A 22587-nucleotide genomic window follows, 5' to 3' on the forward strand; every position below is an offset into this window, starting at 1 on the left:
GTACCTTATGAGTTCATAAAGAGCAGATTTTTTAAAACATACTTTTGACTGCGGTTCGAAGTCATAGCGCTGGTTAATGGGATTTTGAAGAAAGCTTTACTGTTTACGTTTGGCTTTTTGGCACAACTCTTGATAAAGAAAAAATTATTGGTGCGGTGCGTTTTTCAAAATGTTCTCACGCATGGTAATACACTCACACATTTTGCAAGTCCCCAATGTTGCTATCGCTCGTGGCGTTTGAGCGCATTCATAAAAGTATTCTCTTGTTTTAATTTTATACCTTCAATACACCAATCTCGCTTATGACGAACAAGCAAATGAGCCTCATTGATTCTCATGTGAGAAGTGTTGTGATGCGAAAAGTGTAACATATTCGATGTTACGGTTTAAGGTTAAAAATGATGATATGTCACGACAAATCAACGTGTTATTGTAACATTTTTAGGAGGAGAAAATGATGGACATTAAAACAAAGCGAACAATTTCCACATTGATTGGTTTAGAAGATGCTGCTGAACTGTCTGCTTATTACTTGCGTAATGCGAATCATCTGCGCCCTTTTGAACCGTTGAGATCTGACGACTACCACACTCTAACAGCTTGGCGAGCACGCGCGCCAATGCATTTGCTTATGAAAGCGCACAAGGGCAAGCCTATCGATATATCGTACGTCTAAGAAATGAAAACACAATCATCGGTGTTGTAAACTTCACAAATGTGGTTCGTGGTGTTTTTCAAGCCTGTCATCTTGGTTTTTCTCTTGATGAGAAACAACAAGGCAAAGGGCTTATGTTTGAGAGTTTATCGGCTCTTATACGCCATATCTTTCAAGTCTATCACCTGCATAGAGTGATGGCAAATTATAGACCTGAGAACATAAAAAGCGAACTTTTATTAAAGCGCCTTCATTTTGAAAAAGAAGGCTATGCCAAAGATTATTTGATGATTTCTGGAAAATGGAGAGATCATATTCTAACCTCTCGAATTAATGAGTGTTATAAGTCCGTCAATAGATTTGAATAAAAGATTTTAATAAAGCTAGAGGCTTTTTACGAGATGTCTAAATATGCCGAATTCTTCACGATCTTAACAATACGAAGATCCTTAACCATCTCTCTTCTGTAAATAGTTTAGGACCTTTGTTTAGCGAATTTCAGCTGCTGCCTCCTTTAAATGTTTTTTATCCTAGAGAATGAATGGGTTGATTATCATCATTCATTGTTTTTCAATGTGAATAAGAGTTCTCAATAGCGCAAGATTTTCTCCATTTTACACCTGTTTTTAGGTTGAAGGACTCAAAAACGCTTTGCTGTCATGCACAAGTGGGGTTGGCTTACAAAGGAGACTCCTATGGATAAAAACGCCCTCCCTATGGATAAAAATAATTGAAGAATAAGACGTAAAAATGCGCTTTTCATGAATCCTTTCACCTTACATGAATCCTTTCAAATGTGAGGGCTGTCGCAATGTTATGCACCTGTGAAGTCGTCTTGTCACAAGTTATATGAGTTTTGTGTTATTTTGCACAAACTACCCACGGTTGGCAGAATTTTTGTGCATTCACGCGTTTTTTCATTTTCCCTTTTCTTAAAAAATTTCTAATATTATCAATGTTGTTAACTCATCCCAAGCGCATTTTTATAAAGTTCAATGATAGCTTCTTCTTCCATTCGTTCATGCTCTTCTTTTTTACGCAACCGTATAATGCTTCGAACAGCTTTGCTATCAAAACCAGAGCCTTTAAGTTCCGTGTAGACGTCTTTAATATCATCGGAAATGGTTTTTTTTTCTTCTTCTAGTCGTTCAATTCGTTCGATAAAAGAGCGTAATTGGTTGACGGATATAGCGTGTGTTTGATCGGTTACTGTATCATTCATTGTATTTTCTCCAAGTTATATGTTGTACGTTATTTTTTCGATGACCAATTTATGTTGGAAAAGCTTGAAAAATAAAAAATCAATCAAGCACCACAGTTTTTTTACAAATTGACTTTAAATATTTTGTAAAGTTTTTAAGATATAAGATATATGTATTGATAAAAGGGCTATAAAAAGAAAAATATAAAAATATATGTTTTAGACGTGAAAGGCTTTTGAAAAAAAAGATGTATGATTTGTTTTGAGAATTGACATTATAGAGGAAGTTTTGTGATTTTGAAAAAACAATATTGGGCATTTCAGAAAAGATTAAAGGTTTTTCTCTTGAGCATTTTGCTCTTATTTCCCCTTGTTGTTTGTGCAAAGGCTGACTTTAGGGTGTGTAATACAACCCAACAGTCTGTAGGGGTTGCTCTTGGATATCGTACCTTTTCAGGGTGGGTGAGCGAAGGTTGGTGGGTGGTTCCCGTGACAGAATGTAAAACTTTAATCGAAGGACCTCTTGCCTCGCGGTTTTATTATTTTTATGCGGAAGGGGCACAAAAAAAAGGAAGCTGGGCAGGCTCTGTCACCATGTGTGTGCAAGATAGCCAATTTACTATTCAAGGGGTTCATGATTGTTTCCCTCGAGGATATCAAAAGGCTGAGTTTAAGGAAATCGATACCGGTAATCAAACCAGTTGGATGGTGCAATTGACGGATGAATCTTTGTTAAACAATTCAGTTGCCTCTTCTCTTTCAGGAAATTCTCCACCGTGAGACGTGCCCGTAAAGTAAAAATTATTGCGACTCTTGGTCCTTCTTCTTTTTCTCGTGTAATGATTGAGAAGCTTTTTAGGGCAGGGGCAGATGTTTTTCGCCTTAATATGAGTCATACGGATCGTGACACATTGGGCGATTTGGTCAAGTCAATACGGGAGGTTGAAAAAACGGTTCAACGGCCCATTGGTATTTTAGTAGATCTTCAGGGGCCGAAACTGCGTGTTGGTCGTTTTGCAAAAGGTCAAGAGGATTTGCGTGTTGGGCAAAGTTTTACGTTAGATCATCGCGATGTGGCTGGCGATGCGCAGCGTGTTTTTTTCCCTCATGAGGATGTCTTTTCGGCACTTAAACCAGGGGATCGCTTGTTAATTGATGATGGAAGGTTAGAACTGCGTGCTGAAGTGTGTGATGATCATTTTGTTCAGTGTCGTGTGGTTTCTGGAACCCGTATTTCTGATCGAAAAGGTGTGAGTTTTCCGGATACAATTTTGCCTTTTGATTCGATGACCTCAAAAGATAAGGCTGATCTTCAGGCTCTGTTACAGCTGCCTGTTGATTGGGTTGCCCTTTCTTTTATCCAGCGTCCAGAAGATATTATAGCGGTGCGCAGGCTAACGAAAAACAAGGTGTCTTTGATGGCTAAAATCGAAAAGCCTCAAGCCTTGGAACATATAGAAAAGATTATTGAAGTCTGTGATGGTATTATGATTGCACGCGGAGATCTCGGGGTGGAAATGCCTCTGGAAAGGATTCCTGCGCTGCAGATGGAGCTGATCAAAGCTTGCCGTTTAGCCGGAAAACCTGTTGTGGTGGCAACACAAATGCTCGAATCAATGATCACATCTCCTGTGCCAACGCGTGCAGAAGTATCCGATGTTGCTACAGCGGTTTATGCTGGAACAGATGCGGTGATGTTGTCGGCTGAATCTGCTTCTGGTCGTTATCCGGAAGAAGCGGTTCTTATGATGGACAAAATCGCACGGCAAATTGAACAAGATCATACTTATGCTGCTCAGGTTGGAGCACAACATCCAACACCAGAATCAACAGGGACGGATGCGATTTCTCTTGCCGCGCGTCAGATTGCTGAAACACTTTCACTTGCCGCTATCGTTGCCTATACGGCTTCAGGAACAACGGGTTTGCGCGCTTCTCGTGAGCGTCCCAATAGACCGATTATTGCTTTATCGCCCATTGTGGAAACAGCACGGCGTTTGGCACTCGTTTGGGGGCTTCATTGTGTGGTTACTGCGGATGCAAAGAATTTAGAGGATATGGTTGATCGTGCAGCTACCATTGCCTTTCAGGAAGGTTTTTGCCAAGGAGGAGATCGCTTCCTTGTGACAGCCGGTGTTCCCCTTGGAACGCCTGGTGCAACAAACCTTTTGCGTATTGCCTCTGTTTCTCCAGATGGAACGAAGGGGATTTGATCCGTTTACACATAGTGTTTTTTCACGCGCCTTTAAATAGGTTTCAGGAACAACGGGTCTGCGCGCTTCTCGTGAGCGTCCTAATAGACCGATTATTGCTTTGATCTTCCCTTGTGGAAATAGTATGGTCTTATGGGGTTTGGGCAATTAGGTTTTGGGGTGGGATGCGGTGATGTTGTAACTTTACCTTTCGTTTTGAAGATGGTTACTTATGGTAGAATTTTTTTTTCTATCATCTTTTTAGATATGTTTCAGATCGTTTTATTGATGTCTTATAAGCGAGAAATTCATTGATCATGAAAATTCATTCTTTTGCTGTTTGAATGAGAGCTTTAAAATTTTTCATTTTAAGCTTTTGTAAATGGATGAAATTTTCGCAAACAGAATTGAATAAAATTATGTGTCCCCAAAAATCATGAGGGTCAGGCATGAGAATAAAGTGACGGGTGAATGCATTTTAAAAAATAGGCTGGTCACGCATCGTTTTTATGTAAAAGCAGTTGGCTTTATCGTTGTTGGCTCATTGATATGATTTTTTACAATGATGTCTTGGTTTTGAGATGTTGGTTTTGGTCATTTGTTGTGCGAGATATCTCATTGGAAGCGTGGTGGTGGTATAAGGCGGATTCTTTGAGGTATGAAGTGTTTGTGTGTCAATGAAATATTCAAGAGAGTTTTTTGAGGAGATTTTAAGTCAATTCCATAAGGGCCATGTGTGATCAGTTACTGGAATCTTCTTGATAAAAAATCGAACTGCTTTAAAAGTCTTCCTGCTCTTGTTCTTGAATGTTTTTGCTGTTTTGATCATCTTTGAGCAATTGGTTGGTGAGCTTTTCAATGCGTTGTGTGGTGTCACGCATAATCCTTCCCATGGCACGCTCCTTTTCATTGTGGAGTCGTAAAAGAGCATCGTAATCTTCTTGTAACTTTTTATTTTCTCGTTTTATTTCTTCCATTTCATCGATAATCATTATGCCCGCCATTACCGATAAACGATGGTCGCCAATTTCTCCAAAATTGTTCTTTAAATGGGTGATATATTGATCCAATTGAGCTGCAAGCGCAATAAGATGACTTTCTTGTCCTTTATTACAAGCCATGCGATAGTTTTTACCATCAATGGTAACGGAAACTGTTTCCATACGTTCAAACCTTTATCTATCAATGACGACACGAATCGTTTCCATTGCTTTAATAAGACGTTTGGAAACTTCTTTGTTAACAGATTCTAAGCGTTCAATTTGAGCTTCAGCTTTGTCAAGCGCTTGGGCAAGATGACTGCGGTCAGCATTCATTCGTTGAATTTCTTCTTCCCATTCGTTATTTTTATCAATAACGGCGTTGCGGTTGATTATTGTGATCTCTAAGGTTCTAAGTGCTTTTTCTAGGTGCTCTAGAGCATCTTGCAGAACCGTAGTCTCTTGGTTCATTGCTTTTTTCCTTTGGGTAATTGTATCCTTTATCAATGCGTTATGCAAAAACGAATCACTTACATTCTCATATTGTGTCTCTTTTATTTTTAAGTATGTAGGATATTTTAGCAAGCAAAGCAGGGGTGAGATATAAATTAAAAGCTGGATTTTTTGCGCGTATTGGCATAAATGACATGAATATACAGGATGCGTGAGGGGAATGTGTTATTAATGTTATGGAAGTGATGACAAAAAGTCTCACGCTGATGGTTAAAAAAAGTATTTCTTAAGGAACTTTAAGAGAATACAGAAAAAGCAACAGTATAACGTATTTAATGAAATGGTCGATCATTCATGATAAACACCCACCAACAGAATCAGATGGCCAATGCTATCCGTTTTCTTGCTATTGATGCGATTGAAAAAGCCAATTCTGGTCATCCCGGTTTGCCAATGGGAGCAGCCGATATTGCTACGGTTCTTTATACACAATTCCTTGCTCATGATCCTAAAAATCCTCGTTGGCCTAACCGTGATCGTTTCGTCTTATCAGCAGGACATGGATCTATGTTGCTTTATGCTCTGCTGTATCTTTCTGGTTATGAAGATATCGGTATTGAGGATCTTAAAAATTTTCGCCAATTAGGGGCAAAGCTTGCGGGGCATCCAGAATATGGGCATGTGGCAGGAATTGAAACAACGACGGGACCTCTCGGACAAGGGTTGGCTAATGCTGTGGGGATGGCTCTTGCAGAACGTCTGCAAAATGCCCGTTTTGGAGATCTTGTCAACCATTATACTTACGCGTTAGTGGGCGATGGATGCTTGATGGAAGGGATTTCTCAGGAAGCACTTTCCTTGGCAGGACATTTGAAACTCAATAAGCTCATTGTGTTGTGGGATGATAATAATATTTCTATCGATGGAGAAATTTCCCTTGCGGATAGTACAGATCAAATAGCCCGTTTTAAAGCATCTGGTTGGAATACACTCAAAGTGAAAGGGCATGATCAAGCCGCCATTGCACATGCCATTGAAGCAGCACGAAATTGTGATAAACCAACGTTAATTGCCTGTAAAACAACGATAGGCTTTGGGGCGCCCAATAAAGCGGGAAGCAATAAAGTTCATGGTGCCCCTTTAGGAGCACGGGAAATCGCTGAGACCCGTATCGCCTTGGGGTGGGAGGCAGAACCTTTCGTTATTCCAGCCGATATTCTCGATAATTGGCGCTTGGCAGGGCTTAATGCCGCTAAAAAGCGACAAAAGTGGGAAGAAAAATTGGCCGATCTTCCTGTTTCAGAGCGGGTGGAATTTGAAAGGTTGATGCGTGGTGATCTCGTGGGAGGATTTGATGGCGCTGTCGATGCTTATAAACAGAAACTCGTTGAAGAATGTCCTGTTGTTGCTACCCGTAAAGCTTCGGAAATGGCTCTTGAAGTGATCAATGAAGTCGTGAGTGAGACCATTGGTGGTTCTGCTGATTTGACCGGATCTAATAATACAAAAAGCAGCCAGATGAAAAGTATCACGGCGGAGGATTTTTCTGGGCGCTATCTCCATTATGGCATTCGTGAACATGCCATGGGGGCTATCATGAATGGGCTTGCTCTCCATGGGGGCTTTATCCCTTATGGAGGGACATTCTTATGCTTTTCTGATTATATGCGCCCTGCCATGCGTTTGTCTTCCCTTATGGGGTTGCGGGTGGTTTATGTTATGACCCATGATTCTATTGGGCTTGGTGAGGATGGTCCGACCCATCAACCCGTGGAACATTTGGCTTGCCTGCGTGCTATGCCTAATCATCTTGTGTTTCGTCCTGCTGATGCTATGGAGACAGTCGAGTGTTGGCAATTGGCTTTAAAAGCACGCAAGACGCCTTCTACTTTGGCTTTGAGCCGACAAAATTTGCCGCTATTGCGTCAAGAGTATGAAGAAGAAAACCTCTGTATGCTTGGGGCTTATGAATTGCTAACCGCCAGTGATGAGGCGCAAGTGACACTGTTTGCTTCCGGTTCAGAGTTGCAAATTGCGGTCAAAGCACGTGAAGTCTTAGAAGAAAAAGGTATCCCAACCCGTGTGGTTTCTGTGCCTTGTTTTGAACTCTTTTCTCAACAGTCTTGCTCCTATCAACGGGCTCTCATTGGCGATGCGCCGATTAAAATCGCGATTGAAGCTGCTGTTGCTCAAGGATGGGACCGTTTTATTGGCTGTGATGGGGTGTTTATTGGTATGGAGAGCTTTGGGGCGAGTGGAACAATTGATGATCTTTATGCACACTTTGGTCTTACTTCTGAAAATGTTGTTGCGACTGTTGAAAGAGAGCTGGAAAAGATTGGAGAGGAAAAGACAAAATGACAGCCGTGTGTTGTCATGCGTGGGGGTGTTTCTAGGGTATCATACTCTGTGCGATGTTGTGGATAGTGTTGTGCATTATTGTGGATAAGTGATTGATTGATCGAGATATTGACGTTTTGGGAATTCATGGTGTGGGATTGGAAAATGCCCATTTGTTGTGTTTTAAATGTTATGCTTTAAAAAATTAGATGAGGAAACATGTGAAATGACAGTTCGTGTTGCAATTAATGGGTTTGGTCGTATTGGACGCAATATTTTACGGGCACTTATGGAAAGTGGACGAAAAGATATTGAAGTGGTCGCAATTAATGATTTGGGATCGGTGGAAACAAATGCCCATTTGCTGCGCTATGATTCAGTTCATGGGCGTTTTCCTGGGGATGTTAAGGTGGTGGGAGATGCCATTGATGTGGGGGCTGGTTTAATAAAGGTCTGTGCAGAGCGTGATCCAGCACAATTGCCTTGGAAAGATTTGGATATCGATATCGCGTTGGAATGTACGGGCATTTTTACTGCGCGTGATAAGGCAAAGGCTCATTTGGATGCGGGGGCAAAGCGTGTTCTGGTTTCCGCTCCCTCAGAGGGTGCAGATCTTACGGTCGTCTATGGGGTTAATCATCAGTCTTTAAGCAGTGAGCATCGCATTGTTTCAAATGCCTCTTGTACAACCAATTGTTTGGCGCCTGTTGCACAAGTTTTGCATAACACGGTGGGCATTGAAAAAGGCTTTATGACAACAATCCATTCTTATACGGGGGATCAACCTGTGTTGGATACCATGCATCGTGATCTTTATCGTGCGCGTGCGGCAGCTCTTTCGATGATTCCTACCTCAACCGGGGCCGCAAAAGCTGTGGGATTGGTTTTGCCAGAATTAAAGGGATTGCTTGATGGGGTATCCATTCGTGTTCCAACCCCTAATGTTTCTGTGGTTGATTTGACATTTACGACTCAGCGTTCCACAACAATTGAAGAAATTAATACGGCTATTGCGACTGCTGCACGAGGTCCTCTCAAGGGAATTTTGGACACTACAGAAGAAAAGCTTGTGAGTTGTGATTTTAATCATAATCCGCATTCAGCGATTTTTCACAATGATCAAACCAAAGTAATTGATGGTAAGCTCTGTCGTGTTCTCGTTTGGTATGATAATGAATGGGGCTTTTCTAACCGTATGAGTGATACGGCGGTGGCTTTTGCCAAGACAATATAAATACCATAAGAAGGACCTTAGGGTCCTCTTTTTATAGGAAAAAGCCTCGTTTTTGTACAAATTAAGGGGCATTCTTTTGAGAAAGTCGAGACAAGTTATGTTCTTTGTGCGCCAGAGAGAAGATGCTGTTGAAAGATTGATGGTCTGTTTTGATACGAGGCGATATGTGCTTTTAAAAACTGCATGAAAGAGTAAAATTTGAAAAACATCTGACACGGGATGATGTTCGAGAAAAGGTCAGAAAACGAAAGAGATAAACTCTTTTGCATAAAAGTAAAAGGGTGTTTTAGTGAAAATAAAATTGAGCCAATGCATTTGTTTGTAACAATGGAATGTGGAAAATTAAAAGCAATGAGGGGTTTTTGTGCACTTGACAATGGCTCTTTGGATTTTCAGACAGAGAGTTGAGAGAAGGGAGGTGTCGAGGGTCCTTTTCATGCAAAAACAAAGAGAGGCATACAAAAGCGAAGAAGAGGTTTTAGTGGAAAGAAAATTAAGCAGGTTTGTTCGATGCGTTTTTATTTGAAACAATGAAAAATGAAGAGGAAGCAGTGATGGGATTTCGTACGCTTGATGATGTTGATGTTTTGGGCAAACGTGTTCTTGTGCGCGTGGATTTTAATGTTCCTATGGCACAGGGTAAAGTTTGTGACGAGACGCGTCTTCAACGACATAAAGAGACACTCGTTGAGCTGCAAAAGCGGGGAGCTAAGCTTATTCTGCTTTCTCATTGTGGTCGCCCCAAAGGAAAGGTCGAGTCAGAATTTTCACTTCGTCCTGTTATACCAGTGCTGGAAAAGATCATAAAACAGCCGGTTGCTTTTGTTCCTGACTGTATTGGCTCGGTGGTGCAGGTCGCGGTGGAGGCATTGCAAAATGGGGGTGTTATCCTGCTCGAAAATGTTCGTTTTTATGCCGGTGAGGAAAAGAATGATTGTTCTTTTGCAGAAGCTTTGGCTCATAATGGGGATCTTTATGTCAATGATGCTTTTTCTGTTTCGCATCGTGCTCATGCTTCGGTGGAAGGGATAACGCATTTGTTGCCCTCTTATGCGGGGCGATCGCTGCAAGGGGAATTGCAGGCCTTAGAAAAAGGGCTTGGAAATCCAACACATCCCGTGGTGGCTTTGGTGGGAGGGGCGAAAGTTTCCAGTAAGCTTTTTGTTCTCAATCATTTGGTGGAAAAAGTCGACTCCTTGGTTATTGGGGGTGGGATGGCCAATAGTTTTTTAGCTGCGCAAGGTATTCATGTGGGGAAGTCACCGTGTGAACACGAATTAATGGAAACGGTTAAAAAAATCATTAAAAAAGCGCAGGAATGTCACTGTACACTTCTACTGCCTGTGGATGCTATCGTTGGATTTCGCTTTGAAAAAAATGCGCCGCATCGTCTTTATGATATTGGCGATATTCCTGAGGATGGCATGATATTGGATATTGGTACGCGCTCTATTGCTCATATCAAGAGCGCAATAGATAAGGCTGCGACCCTTGTGTGGAATGGGCCCCTTGGTGTTTTTGAGATGCCTCCCTTTGATAAAGGAACAATTGCTGTTGCACGCCATGTTGCAGAACGCAGTTTGATGGGCAAGTTGGTTTCAATTGCGGGAGGGGGAGATACGGTTTTTGCCCTTAATCATGCCGGTGTTGCCAATGATTTTACGTATCTCTCAACTGCAGGAGGAGCTTTTTTGGAATGGATGGAAGGAAAGGTTCTTCCTGGAATTCTTGCCCTTATGCAGGATTAAGGGATTATTTGAAAAGTAGTTTTAAAACTGTGTGTCGCTCACGTAGAGTGTGTTCAAGTGTATGGTGCACTTTTGGGAAACTGTAAGAAAAAACAGAGAAAATAAAGAGGAATTTTTTTATGACTGAACGGATTGAAGATATTGCACTTTCTCTTGTGCAGGCGGGTAAAGGTATTTTGGCGGCAGATGAAAGTACGGCGACAATAGGCAAGCGTTTTGAAAGCATTGGGGTTGAATCCAATGAAGATAAGCGCCGTTCTTATCGTGAAATGCTTTTTAGTGCAAAAGAAGCTATGGAAAATGCTATTTCTGGAGTGATTTTATTTGATGAAACCATTCGACAAAAAGCATCAACAGGGCAAATGTTGACGGATCTTATTCGTGAGGCAGGGGCGTTACCAGGAATTAAAGTGGATACCGGTGCTAAACCCTTGGCTGCTTTTCCCCAAGAGACAATTACTGAAGGGTTGGATGGTCTTCGTGAACGGCTAAAAGACTATTATACTTTGGGTGCTCGTTTTGCTAAATGGCGGGCGGTGATTGCCATTAATGCCGATACTGTGCCAACAAGAGGCGCCATCAATCAAAATGCACAAGCACTCGCCCGTTATGCTGCTTTATGTCAGGAACTCAATATTGTACCGATTGTTGAGCCGGAGGTGCTGATGGATGGACCGTCGTGCGGGCATTCCATTGCCCGTTGTTTTGAGGTGACACGCGCTGTTTTGACAACTGTCTTTAAAGAATTGTTTGAAGCTCGTGTTGTTTTAGAGGGGATGATTTTAAAACCTAATATGGTCATTGATGGCAAGGATGTGCGCAAGGCTGGTGTTGAAGAGGTGGCTGAAAAGACTGTCCGTGTGCTTAAACAAACTGTTCCTGCCGCTGTTCCAGGAATTGCTTTTCTATCCGGAGGGCAATCTGATCAGGAAGCAACGGCACATTTATCGGCCATGAATTCTTTGGGGGCATTGCCTTGGAAATTGACCTTTTCCTATGGACGTGCATTGCAAGCGGCTGCTTTAAAAGCATGGGCTGGAAAAGATGAAAATATTGCTGTTGCACAAAAGGCATTTTGTCATCGTGCGCGGATGAACCATCTTGCGGCTTTAGGACAATGGACAAAGAGCCAAGAAAAGGTAAGCGCTTGAATTGCCATAGATTTGAATTTCCATAAGGATGTGCGGTGATTGTCCTTGATGTAAACGTTTTGCTAGCCAAGAGGGCAATCAAATGCACAAGCTCTTGCGCATTATACTCTTTGATAAAGAATATAGTTCTTTTTTTGGGTTTAATAATTTCGAGATAGGAGTGTGCTGATTTTTGAATGGTCAGTGCTGGTGGGTGGGTTGTCTTGCCAACATTCCATTGCCTGTTGTTTTGAGGTGACACATGCTGTTTTTACCACGGTGTTTAAAGAATTGTTTGAGAGCTGCGTGTTATTTTAGAGGGGATGATTTTAAAACCCAATAGGGTCATTGATGGAAAGGATGCGCGCAAGGCTGGAGTTGAAGAGGTGGCTGAAAAAACTGTCCCGTGTGCTTAAACAAACTATCCCTTCCGCTGTTCTTAAGAATTGCTTTTCTTGTCTTTCGGACAATCTGATCAGGAAGCAACGGCACATTTATCGGCCATGAATTCTTTGGGCACATTGCTTTGGACATTGACCTTTTCTTAATCGACGCGCATTGCAAGCGGCTGCTTTAAAAGCATGGGCTGGAAAAGATGAAAATATTGTGGTTCGCACAAAAGGCATTTTGTCATCGTGCGCGGATGAACCATCTTGCGGCTTTAGGGCAATGGATAAAAGAGCTGGGGACAAAGAGCCAAGAAAAGGTGAGCGCTTGAAGTACAAGCTCTATGCTTAAATGGGGAATATTTTACATGTTTCTGCGTGATTGGGAAATCCTCATCATGATAAGAATGATGGGGACTTTTTAGGCTTGAAAGATTTCACAGAGAGTTTTCTCTTTCGACATTTTAAAAGTTTTTATGGCGGTTATCGAGAGATAAGATTGCGGGAGAGGCGCGTTTGTAGGAAGGGGAGATGGTGCTTTAAAGGAAATTCGTGAATGCGCAGCAGTATGTTGTCGTTCATGAGGGGGGCTTGCTTTTTAAGTAAAAATCATAAAGATGATATTATATTGAAGAGTTTGATATTGTAATATTATCTCTTTTTCATGTTATCATTGCTTGTCATCAGTAGAATCTATTTGATTGCAGTTTCACAAAGGTGGATAAGCGGGTTGATTGGAGAGTTGTGATTTCTCTATGGGTTAGACATACAGCTTATGAAGCTTTTGTGCGTCAGGATAGTTTCCTTTTCAATGAGCGGGGCGTTTTTTATTGGCGGACGGGTTGAATAACTCTTGCGAAAGAAGATAGATTTGCACCTCAATAAAACCCCTCTTTTTTCATTAAAATGAATAAATTTTTCTTGTATTTTGTGATGATATCATTATAGAAAATTAATTTCGTGGCATTTCAGCTTAGAAATGGGGGGGAGTTGTGGACAGCATATCTTCTAAGAATACAAGCACCAAAAAAAATCGTTACGCAGAGCAGAGCGTTTCTGCAATTATGATGCGGAAATTTTGCCATATCGTGCGTGGGGTATTCTCTGGGATATTCGAAGCGTTTATTTTCATAATTTTTCTTATCTTGCTCAACATGCGTGGATTGGTTCATATCGTACTAAACTTCTTTGCGGGTGCGAGTGGACTCACGTGCTTTTTCTTTTTTGTCGGATACTACTTACAACGCCGCGAAGCAACAGCAGATGAAGCCGCTCTATCGTTCACGCTACTCATAGCAATTGGTGAAGGTGTTTTTTCTGTTTGCTGCATGTCCGCTAGTTGGGGGTATGACGCTCTCTTATTCCGTTTAGCACCTCCAGGGTATGTTCTTATTCTCTCTGAATAAATAGAGCGCACTTCATTTGTGTATAAATCGAAATAAGAGGCGGGTAGCCTCTCAAATTCTTAATAAATACTCTCTATCATGCCATTGTATCCGCTTTTCATAAAGGGACTATAACAAACCTTGGATTTAAAAACTCAAAGAAAACCTCACAGGGTGCCTCACTGCGTCCTTGACCTTAAGACGCCAAAACGGCTTATTGTGTCCTTTTCATGCGGTTTATGAAGTCATGATATAAAGGGAAAGTTTCTCATGGTGCCTCAATGGTATGTTACCGTGTGTTAAATGGAAAAATGAAAAAGCACCTTTATACAATATAATCCAATTATGATTTTTTGATTTAAGAAATATAAAGGGTCTACAAGCTTTCTACAAAACTAATACGATATAGGGGAAAAATTGCCTATAATGGATCGCTTCAAGTACCAAGGGGCTGTAGAAACATTGGGAGCTGGCAAATTAATGATGGTGCCGGATTGCAACAAGAGGGGTGAATTTCTTAAAATCGCACGTGCAATACTAATGCGTTGTTTTGCTTTCCAGAAAGCATAATACCACGCTCTCCTACTTGCGTATCCAAGCTATCTGGGAAAGCTTGAATAAATTCAAGTGCATTAGCCGTTTTAGTGATGGCAAGAATAGCCTCTTCATGGATATTTTCAGTTCAAAAGAAGATGAATGGTTTGCAATCATTTTATTTTGAAATCTTTGTGCCCCATGAGAAGAGGCTTATGTTGGCATTTCAAAATGATTTTGAAATTAAAAAAAAACGCAGCCGCCATGATTTATAAATGCCTAAGCCTCATCTGTTTCTGTTGGATGCGTTTTGAAATTAATATCTTAAAGTGCACTCTTTACAGCACAAAAAACTCATCGCTTAACGAGGCAATCGTTTTGTTTAAAGTCTTTGTGCCTCGTGAAAATGAGATTTTTACATACCAATATTGCCAAAACGATTTTTGAACTTAGAAAGGCGACCGCCACGGTCTACGAGTGTTTGGGACCCTCCTGTCCATGCTGGATGCGTTCTTGGATCAATATCTAAATTAAGGGTATCCCCTTCTTTTCCCCAAGTGGAGCGCGTTGTATATTGAGTTCCATCCGTCATAACAACGGTAATTTTGTGATAGTTAGGATGAATATTCGCTTTCATGCGTCAAACCTTTTGCGTTTATAGAATGAAAGAACACTTACTCGATTTTTTAAGTGCGCTTCCTTTGTCTTTTTGATACATTGATTAAAGTATTTATTCCTATAGCTGAGCACGCATTAAAAAACAAGTGTTCAAGATGCGTCATTGTGTCAGGTGTTGTAAATCATTCAATATAGTGAGCGAAGTTTTATGAAATTATATCGTCATTCAGAAGAATCTACAAAGTCTTCCCCTAGAAAATCTCCATTCTCTTCGCTTGCCATTTTTTTTCCTTATCTTGTACGCTATCGTTGGTTGTTTATCTTTGCTTTTGTTGCTTTGTCTGTTGCAGCCCTTGTCACATTAGCTTTGCCCATAGCGATCCGCCAAATGTTTGATCATGGGTTTTCTCCTTCAAGCCATGGACATATCAATTTTTACTTCGGAATTTTGTTTGTATTAGCTTTGATTCTGGCTTTTTCTTCAGCGTGCCGTTATTATTGTGTTATCACATTGGGAGAACGGATTGTTGCCGATTTACGGCGTGATGTGTTTGTCCATATTATGAAACTTTCTCCTGCTTTTTTCGATCGGTCACATTCAGGCGAGATTGTTTCAAGACTTCTAACAGATACAACACAAATAAAATTGGCTGTTGGCTCGACCGCCTCTACCGCTTTGCGTCAGCTAATTATCGTGATCGGTGCCGTCGTGATGATGGTGATCACCAATGCTAAATTATCTCTGCTGGTTTTGGCTGCTATTCCTGTTGTGGCACTTCCTTTGGTGATCTTTGGGCGTAAAGTTCGCGCGCGTACGCGTGCGGCGCAAGATCGTCTCGCTGATGCCAATGCTGTGGCAACAGAACAGGTCAGCGCTATTCGCACGGTGCAAGCTTTTACCGCTGAAAAACTTGTTGCAACACGTTTTTCTCAGTTGGTAGAACGCGCTTTTCAGACGGCGCGAGCTTCTGTGATCTTGCGGTCCTTTTTTACTGGATTTGCCATTTTTCTTGTGTTTAGCAGTGTGGTTGCTGTGTTGTGGATTGGATCGCGTGATGTGTTGAATGGTACCATGACAGCAGGAACCTTAGGGCAATTTGTCCTTTATGCTGTTTTTGGAGCCTCAACCTTTGCGCAATTATCAGAACTGGGGGCAGAATTAATCCAAGCTGCAGGCGCTGCTGAACGATTGGCTGAATTATTGCAAGAACAACCCATGATTTTAGCCCCCAAAAAACCTGTCTCTTTAGAAAAACCTGTTCGAGGCGAACTTGTTTTTGATCATGTTGATTTTACCTATCCTTCTAGACCACAAGAGAAGATTGTACGCGCCCTTTCCTTTTCGATCAAAGCAGGGGAAACGGTTGCTTTTGTTGGTGCTTCAGGGGCAGGAAAAAGCACACTTTTTTCTTTGATTCTGCGTTTTTATGATCCGACAAGTGGAAAAATTCGACTGGATGGTATGGAGATTGATCGCCTCTCTTTACAGGATTTACGTGGTGCAATTTCTTATGTTCCTCAAGATGTTGCCATTTTTGATGGCACACTGCGTGATAATATTGTTTTTGGGACTGAAAATGCTATGGAAGAGGATATTATTGCTGCTGCTAAAGCCGCTAATGCCCTTGAATTTATTGAAGCTTTACCTGATGGTTTGGATACACAAGTAGGAGAACGCGGTACCATGCTTTCTGGGGGGCAAAAGCAGCGTATCGGTATTGCGCGGGCGATTTTAAGAAATGCTCCGCTCTTGCTGCTGGATGAAGCAACATCTGCTTTAGATGCAAACAGTGAAAAGCTTGTGCAAAAAGCCTTAGAAGGGCTGATGCAAAACCGCACAACATTGGTGATTGCACACCGTTTGGCAACAATTTTAAAAGCGGATCGTATTCTCGTGATGGATAAAGGTACCCTTGTGGAAGAGGGAACCCATGCCGAACTTGTGGCAAAAAATGGCGTTTATGCTTATCTTGCTAAATTGCAATTTTCACCCGAATAAGAGATTTTGAGACAAGAACAGTAATTTTAAAGGCAATGAACAGCACTCTTCTAAAGTAGGCTTATCAATCTTTATGGCTGGCTTTTCTTTAAAGTACATTAATCAACAAAAGTATAATTAAATACAAATTGTTTTATTCTATCAATAAAAATATCTATATTTTGTATATTGTATCCATTAAAATAGAATATATAGATATTTGCGAATCAAATATACACATAATGATATAATATAAGAAAGTCGATGGGAAAGCCCCATAAATAATAAAGAGGGAAATAATGGATGGAGAAATAATAGACGGAATTATTGCCACGATAGAAGGAATTGGTTTCATAATAACTATCATTAAGTTCATCCGAAAGTGGAAGAAGCTATCTATTTTTATAGGATTGGTTGTATTCGCCATAGTGATGGGTGGGTTGTGGTATTGGGGATATTCAACGAACGTGTTGTTAGGCTTTGCAATGGGAATGGTATGTTGTGTGGGAGGCATAATGCTGGTAACCACGATTTATCGTAACAAACAATTAACTGAACAACTTAAGCAAAAAGATCGAGAGTATCAGATATATAAAAAGATTGTTGAAAAAGGGGAGCAAAGGCTTTTTAAAAAAACACAAAAAATATCAAAGGAATGGATTGAACAATGGGATGAGGGAGTAAGGCAATGGGAAAGGAATGCATTGAGGATCGAAAAAACTGGGGCAGGAATAAAAGCCCTTGGAAATAGACCTTCATTGGTAAAGGGGATGTGTGTGCAAGGGCAAGAAGAGGTATATTCATTGTATGAAAAGGAACTCAAGAATATTTGTGCGCAAGGGGGGAGAGAATTGCGTTTATTGTATGAAAAGGCACTCGAAGAAGAATTGGCTGAAGAGCATTATAAAAAAATTAATAATAGTGTAAAGCATTGTATAGATATTAACCATTTTAAGGAAAATTATCAGAAAACGTTAGAGTTAATGAACGAGAATGGGATAATTGTTGAAGAGATCGTAGAGCCCCATACGCAAGAAATAAAATATAAAGCTACGATGTTGTTTTTTCATTGGTACTTGTATGTGCTTGATAATATGATTGCTAATTGGGATCGAAGACAATCAGAAGAACAGTCTAGTGAGAAGAATGAAAAACGGGAATCTACGGATAGTTATAAAGGTAATATATCTACGATTATAGCATGCGAAGAAATACAGAAAACAATAAGTCCCCATCGCAGTGAAGGTGATTGGGTATTAGATAATAAAAGTTACATTCTGTCACTATTATATGGTATTTCCTATGGTTATAAAGTAGCAATAACAACTTTTATTTACTATAAGATGCTTATTAATACGGTGAAAGAAGGATATATTGCCTTGGATGAAGATTGTAGCTATTCCACGGTTGAAGATGCAATGAAGGCTTGTAGAAAGAAAGATAAAGAAGAGAAAAAAGACCTTAGCATTTCTGGAGAGATACCAACATTTGAAGAAGCTTACAAATTAGGTGCTAAAGAAAGGCTGAGATTATCAAATGAAAAATGTTTTGATCAATTGTTTTATTGGGATATGCTTCTAAAAACAGAAAACGCAAGAGATAAATTACAATATATTTTCGATGAGGATCAGCTAAAGAAACTGGAAGAGGCTATTAATAAAGAAAAAGAGCTTTTTAGTATCAAACTGCGAGAGGCGATTGTCGAAAATAAAGATTTTCATTACAACCAATCTTGTGTGCACTTCATAAACTATCTGAAATAATGGTAAACTAAAGGGGGTTGGGGCGTGCAATGAATTTGCTGAGGTTTCTGTCACTCTGGTAGGGGTGGGGGCTCTTGAGAGGCATGTGTGATAGCTCTTAGCAGAGAGGAGAGGCGGTTTGGAGGCGAGCTTTTTGCGCCGTGTAAGGGTGATTTCTTAAGAGGAGTAGGGGGCTTGTTTCTGGTATGGTTGTTGCTTTTTGAAGTGTTTTGTTGTGATGGGTTTTTCGTTTGCTAGCGTGTTTATAGGGGAATTGAGAAAAATAGCAGGTTTAATAATATTGGCTAAGCTGTTTCTGTTGTGTTTGTAAAGAACAGTTGAAAAGCCTCTCTTCATATTGTTTTTTTTTAAGATTTTATAAAACTTTAAGGTGGGGGGACAAGTTTTAAGGGGCTTTTTAGGACGACGGGCTTTTTAAAAGATTATGATTATAGGGTTTAGATACCTTTTTTGAGAACTTTTTCTAGCTTGGTGCGAATGTGTTCATTGCCAGCGAGGATATTTTTTTTGCGGAATATGTCATCACCACCTTCTTTATCGGTGACAAAACCACCGGCTTCGCGAACCATCAGTATACCGGCAGCCATATCCCAAATTTGCAGGTTGTCTTCCCAATAGCCATCGGTTCGACCAGCCGCAACATAGGCTAAATCAAGAGCTGCTGCACCAAAACGGCGAAGTCCAGCAACTTCTGCCATTACATTGCGCAGCTCAATGAGATAGGTTCCATGATCTGGGCGTCCAAAATGAGGCATGCCTGTGGCAATGACACAATCTTCTAGTCTGCGCCGTGCAGAAACACGACAGCGCCGGTCATTGAAAAAAGCACCATTGCCCCGTTCTGCGGTAAAGAGTTCATCACTTACCGGATTGTAAATGACACCCGCAACGATTTTGCCTTGGCTTTCTAAAGCAATGGAAACGGCAAAAAAAGGAATGCCATGGAGAAAATTGGTGGTGCCATCTAAAGGGTCAACTATAAAACGATGTTGTGAATCTTCTCCAACGATTTCTTTAGACTCTTCCATCAGAAAACCAAATTTGGGGCGTGCTTTGCTCAGTTCAGTGAAAATAATTTTTTCTGCTTTACGGTCTGCTTGGCTGACGTAATCGGCTGGCCCTTTCAAAGATACTTGCAAATTTTGCACTTCACCGTAATCACGCACGAGCGAGCGTCCTGCTTTCATGGCAGCTTGCACCATGACATTCATGATTGCAGAATGGGCCATCTTGTTATTCCTTTATTTATCTTTTTCATTTGCACGACGCAAATAGATCAACTCGTTGGTGTCGACAATGATACGCTCACCGGCATTCATAAAAGGGGGGACAAGAATACGAATCCCGTTTTCAAGAATGGCAGGTTTATAAGAGGAGGTCACCGTTTGTCCTTTGAGAGCCGGATCAGCTTCCACAATCGTGACAGCAACTTGATCAGGAAGTGAGATGCCGATAGGCTTTTCTTGATAAAGTTCAACTGTGACAGTCATTCCATCTTGCAAGAAAGCAGCACGTTCACCTACAAAATCCTTTTGGAGTTCAAGTTGTTCATACGACTCTGAATCCATAAAGACTAAAGCGTCTCCTTGTTGATAAAGAAAGGTGAAATCCTTTTGTTCAAGGCGGACTCTTTCAACCGTTTCAGCGGCACGAAAGCGTTCATTTAGTTTTGTACCATCAAGCAAATTTTTCATTTCAACTTGATTAAATGCACCACCTTTTCCAGGTTTTACAGCATTACATTTGACTGCAACCCACAAACTTCCTTGATGCTCAATCACATTACCGGGACGAATTTCATTGCCATTAATTTTCATCGTTTCTATCCAATTCTCTTCTTGCAAAAAGAGTTCTCTTGTCGCTTTTACGGCGCTTTTCTTTGCTGCCTTAACAGTGAACTCTTTTGTTGTTTTTAGGCTCAAAACCTCTTATTCGTTTTGCGGTTCCCTCATGGTCTTTGTCTGCTTTTCATCTGTCTTACCATGGATTTGTTCATGGGCTTTTCTCATAAGTTGTCTTATGAGCTTTGCAGAGAAAAGCTTAAGGACAAAAAGGGATTTGATGTATTCTTGCTTTTCAGTTCTTTGCAAGACCATAAAAAGTGCTAAGACGCAAGCTTTTTAAAAATTTGCACAAAAATTTTTGGGGTTTTGGGGAAATTTATCCCGTTGTGTTGTAAAATTTCATTGAGGTGGATGAGAGAAGTTCTGTAAATCTATGAGGCGTTTTTTATGAGAATGACGCGTGGATATGTGCGGGGAAACTTGTCCGAATAATCTTGTGAAATCAACCCCATGAAATGGGAAGCTGAGTTTTGTTTTGAGAAGTCTGATTGCTGAGAAATTGGATCGGGAAAGGGCTTTGTGTCATTTAAAGATGTATGCGGTAAGTTAAGAACAGAGCAAATAGCACCTTATAGCGCGTTTCGTTTTATAGAGAATGTGGTGAGCTATTGCGTGGTGTTAGCTTGTATTCTCATCCATGATAAGCTGTAAAAAAGCTTTTCTTTTTACAGTGGTGAGTGTTCTAAATCTTTTGAGCAACAGATATTCCTCTGTGCTGGAGATGACTTCATCGTGATGGTATGGAGGCTGTTGTTTTGTGATGATATCGGCATAAAAAAAGGAAATCGGAACATTCAAAATATCGGAAATTTGCATTAAACGCCCCGCGCTTACACGATTTAAGCCGTTTTCATATTTTTGAATTTGTTGGAAACTTACACCTAAAGCATGCCCTAAAGTTGTTTGAGACATTTTTAGCATTTGTCGTCTCAAGCGAATTTTCTTGCCAACAAAAAGATCAATATTAAGATTTTGAGATTGCATTTTACCCTCCCGCCGGTTGCGAGCGCCCTCGCATGAGTATTCCGGGAGCTTGAAAGTACTGAAACCTAATCAGCTTTTTTTGCTTTTAGTGCGAAAACACACCTGGACATAGCAAAATCTCCCGGAATTCCGGGATACCCACAAAGTGGGATAAATTCATGCTTAGATTTTCGGGCTTTCAAGACCCTCTTGGTCGTTGCGTATGCGACCAAAACACCTTTTTATTCATAAAGTAATTTCAGCAGATTGGCAATAAAAAACAGCTTTTTTAATAAGAGCGGTGTTTTTCCTGAAAACAATAAAGCATCTATATCGAGAGGGAGTATGGCTTTGAATAGCGCGTTTCGTTTTATAGAATAGAGAATGTGGTGCGCTATTGCGTGGTGTTAGCTTGTATTCTCATCCATGATAAGCTGTAGAATAGCTTTTCTTTTTACAGTGGTGAGTGTTCTAAATCTTTTGAGCAGCAGGTATTCCTCTGTGCTGGAGATGACTTCATCGTGATGGTATGGAGGCTGTTGTTTTGTGATGATATCTGCATAAAAAAAGGAAATCGGAACAGTCAAAATATCGGAAATTTGCATTAAACGCCCCGCGCTTACATGATTTAAGCCGTTTTCATATTTTTGAATTTGTTGGAAACTTACACCTAAAGCATGCCCTAAAGTTGTTTGAGACATTTTTAGCATTTGTCGTCTTAAGCGAATTTTCTTGCCAACAAAAAGATCAATATTAAGATTTTGAGATTGCATTGCTCCCCACCGGTTGCGAGCGCCCTCGCATGAGTATTCCGGGAGTCTAAAAACACTGAACCTAAATCAGCATTTTGCTTTTAGTGCGTAAGACGCACTTGGACATAGCAAAATCTCCCGGAATTCCGGGATATCCGCAAAGCGGAACAAATTAATGTTTAGGTTTCGGGTTTTTAGATCCCTATTGGTCGCCGCGTATGCGACCAAAACACCTTTCAACTCATAAAGGAATTTCAGCAAATTGGCAATAAAAAAACAGCTTTTTAAACGAGAGGCGCTGTGTTTTTCTTACGCAATCAAAAAGAAGGCAGCGCTCTTCTGATCCTCTGATCTTTCCATATTTTGAGAATAATATTTTACAAGCGGATAGCTTATTTTGCTGAGGTGTGGAGCACTTGTATCGTTACAAG

General features: G+C 40.7%; 18 protein-coding genes and 3 pseudogenes. 12 read left to right on the top strand and 9 right to left on the bottom strand.

Features of this window, described 5'->3' with window-relative positions; translation table 11 throughout:
* Positions 1-457: 457 nt before the first annotated feature.
* A pseudogene (rimJ, locus tag PVV70_RS04915) lies at positions 458-1023 on the top strand (ribosomal protein S5-alanine N-acetyltransferase).
* Between the two features lie 593 nt (positions 1024-1616).
* On the opposite strand, the gene PVV70_RS04920 reads toward rimJ, so the two are convergent.
* A complete protein-coding gene (locus tag PVV70_RS04920) occupies positions 1617-1877 on the bottom strand; it encodes a DUF2312 domain-containing protein (protein WP_039760779.1) in 261 nt (86 codons plus the stop codon).
* 270 nt (positions 1878-2147) lie between these two features.
* Here PVV70_RS04920 and PVV70_RS04925 point away from each other — a divergent pair, with 270 nt between their 5' ends.
* A complete protein-coding gene (locus PVV70_RS04925; protein ID WP_273758177.1) occupies positions 2148-2636 on the top strand; it encodes a DUF1036 domain-containing protein in 489 nt (162 codons plus the stop codon).
* Positions 2633-4069 (top strand): pyruvate kinase, encoded by a 1437-nt coding sequence (gene pyk / locus PVV70_RS04930; RefSeq protein WP_273758179.1) that lies wholly within the window; start codon positions 2633-2635, stop codon positions 4067-4069. Before PVV70_RS04925 ends, pyk begins: the two co-directional genes overlap by 4 nt.
* 758 nt (positions 4070-4827) lie before the next feature.
* Here the strand turns inward: pyk and PVV70_RS04935 are convergent.
* Positions 4828-5211, bottom strand: a complete 384-nt coding sequence (locus PVV70_RS04935; protein WP_273758180.1) for a cell division protein ZapA — start codon at positions 5209-5211, stop codon at positions 4828-4830.
* 12 nt (positions 5212-5223) lie between these two features.
* The gene (locus PVV70_RS04940) at positions 5224-5499 is read right to left on the bottom strand and encodes a DUF4164 domain-containing protein (RefSeq protein WP_005774573.1); all 276 of its coding nucleotides are present in this window, start codon (positions 5497-5499) and stop codon (positions 5224-5226) included.
* A gap of 336 nt (positions 5500-5835) precedes the next feature.
* Between PVV70_RS04940 and tkt the strand changes: the two genes are divergently transcribed.
* From tkt to PVV70_RS04970, 7 genes and pseudogenes are all read left to right on the top strand, one after another.
* Complete coding sequence (tkt, locus tag PVV70_RS04945) at positions 5836-7842, top strand: transketolase (protein ID WP_273758181.1); 2007 nt, start codon at positions 5836-5838, stop codon at positions 7840-7842.
* 205 nt (positions 7843-8047) lie between these two features.
* Entirely contained in the window at positions 8048-9055 is a 1008-nt protein-coding gene (gene gap / locus PVV70_RS04950) for a type I glyceraldehyde-3-phosphate dehydrogenase (protein ID WP_273758183.1), read from the top strand.
* Positions 9056-9609: 554 nt separating this feature from the next.
* Positions 9610-10803 carry a phosphoglycerate kinase gene (locus tag PVV70_RS04955; protein ID WP_273758227.1) on the top strand — a complete coding sequence of 398 codons (1194 nt, stop codon included), beginning with the start codon at positions 9610-9612 and terminating at the stop codon, positions 10801-10803.
* A gap of 119 nt (positions 10804-10922) precedes the next feature.
* Complete coding sequence (locus PVV70_RS04960; protein WP_273758185.1) at positions 10923-11954, top strand: class I fructose-bisphosphate aldolase; 1032 nt, start codon at positions 10923-10925, stop codon at positions 11952-11954.
* A gap of 302 nt (positions 11955-12256) precedes the next feature.
* Positions 12257-12481 (top strand): annotated as a pseudogene (locus PVV70_RS09810) (class I fructose-bisphosphate aldolase).
* Positions 12482-12528: 47 nt separating this feature from the next.
* Complete coding sequence (locus tag PVV70_RS09815) at positions 12529-12651, top strand: hypothetical protein (protein ID WP_404977261.1); 123 nt, start codon at positions 12529-12531, stop codon at positions 12649-12651.
* A 660-nt stretch (positions 12652-13311) separates the two neighbouring features.
* Positions 13312-13725: a hypothetical protein gene (locus tag PVV70_RS04970; RefSeq protein ID WP_273758187.1), complete on the top strand. Its 414-nt coding sequence runs from the start codon at positions 13312-13314 to the stop codon at positions 13723-13725.
* Positions 13726-14201: 476 nt separating this feature from the next.
* Here the strand turns inward: PVV70_RS04970 and PVV70_RS04975 are convergent.
* Positions 14202-14386 (bottom strand): annotated as a pseudogene (locus PVV70_RS04975) (ABC transporter); the annotation flags it as partial.
* Between the two features lie 267 nt (positions 14387-14653).
* The gene (gene rpmE, locus PVV70_RS04980) at positions 14654-14875 is read right to left on the bottom strand and encodes a 50S ribosomal protein L31 (RefSeq protein ID WP_005774581.1); all 222 of its coding nucleotides are present in this window, start codon (positions 14873-14875) and stop codon (positions 14654-14656) included.
* A gap of 189 nt (positions 14876-15064) precedes the next feature.
* Between rpmE and PVV70_RS04985 the strand changes: the two genes are divergently transcribed.
* Together PVV70_RS04985 and PVV70_RS04990 are read left to right on the top strand one after the other, a co-directional pair.
* On the top strand, positions 15065-16855 hold the full coding sequence (locus tag PVV70_RS04985; protein WP_273758190.1) for an ABC transporter transmembrane domain-containing protein: 1791 nt from the start codon (positions 15065-15067) through the stop codon (positions 16853-16855).
* Positions 16856-17133: 278 nt separating this feature from the next.
* Positions 17134-18597, top strand: a complete 1464-nt coding sequence (locus PVV70_RS04990) for a hypothetical protein (RefSeq protein WP_273758191.1) — start codon at positions 17134-17136, stop codon at positions 18595-18597.
* Positions 18598-19034: 437 nt separating this feature from the next.
* On the opposite strand, the gene PVV70_RS04995 is transcribed toward PVV70_RS04990, so the two are convergent.
* From PVV70_RS04995 to PVV70_RS05010, 4 genes are all read right to left on the bottom strand, one after another.
* The gene (locus tag PVV70_RS04995) at positions 19035-19826 is read right to left on the bottom strand and encodes an inositol monophosphatase family protein (protein WP_273758192.1); all 792 of its coding nucleotides are present in this window, start codon (positions 19824-19826) and stop codon (positions 19035-19037) included.
* 12 nt (positions 19827-19838) lie between these two features.
* Complete coding sequence (gene efp, locus PVV70_RS05000; RefSeq protein WP_273758228.1) at positions 19839-20414, bottom strand: elongation factor P; 576 nt, start codon at positions 20412-20414, stop codon at positions 19839-19841.
* 645 nt (positions 20415-21059) lie between these two features.
* On the bottom strand, positions 21060-21425 hold the full coding sequence (locus PVV70_RS05005; RefSeq protein WP_273758193.1) for a helix-turn-helix domain-containing protein: 366 nt from the start codon (positions 21423-21425) through the stop codon (positions 21060-21062).
* 386 nt (positions 21426-21811) lie between these two features.
* Positions 21812-22177, bottom strand: coding sequence for a helix-turn-helix domain-containing protein (locus PVV70_RS05010; protein ID WP_273758194.1), 366 nt, complete (start codon positions 22175-22177; stop codon positions 21812-21814).
* Positions 22178-22587: the final 410 nt, after the last annotated feature.

Source organism: Bartonella sp. AU55XJBT, from assembly GCF_028618525.1.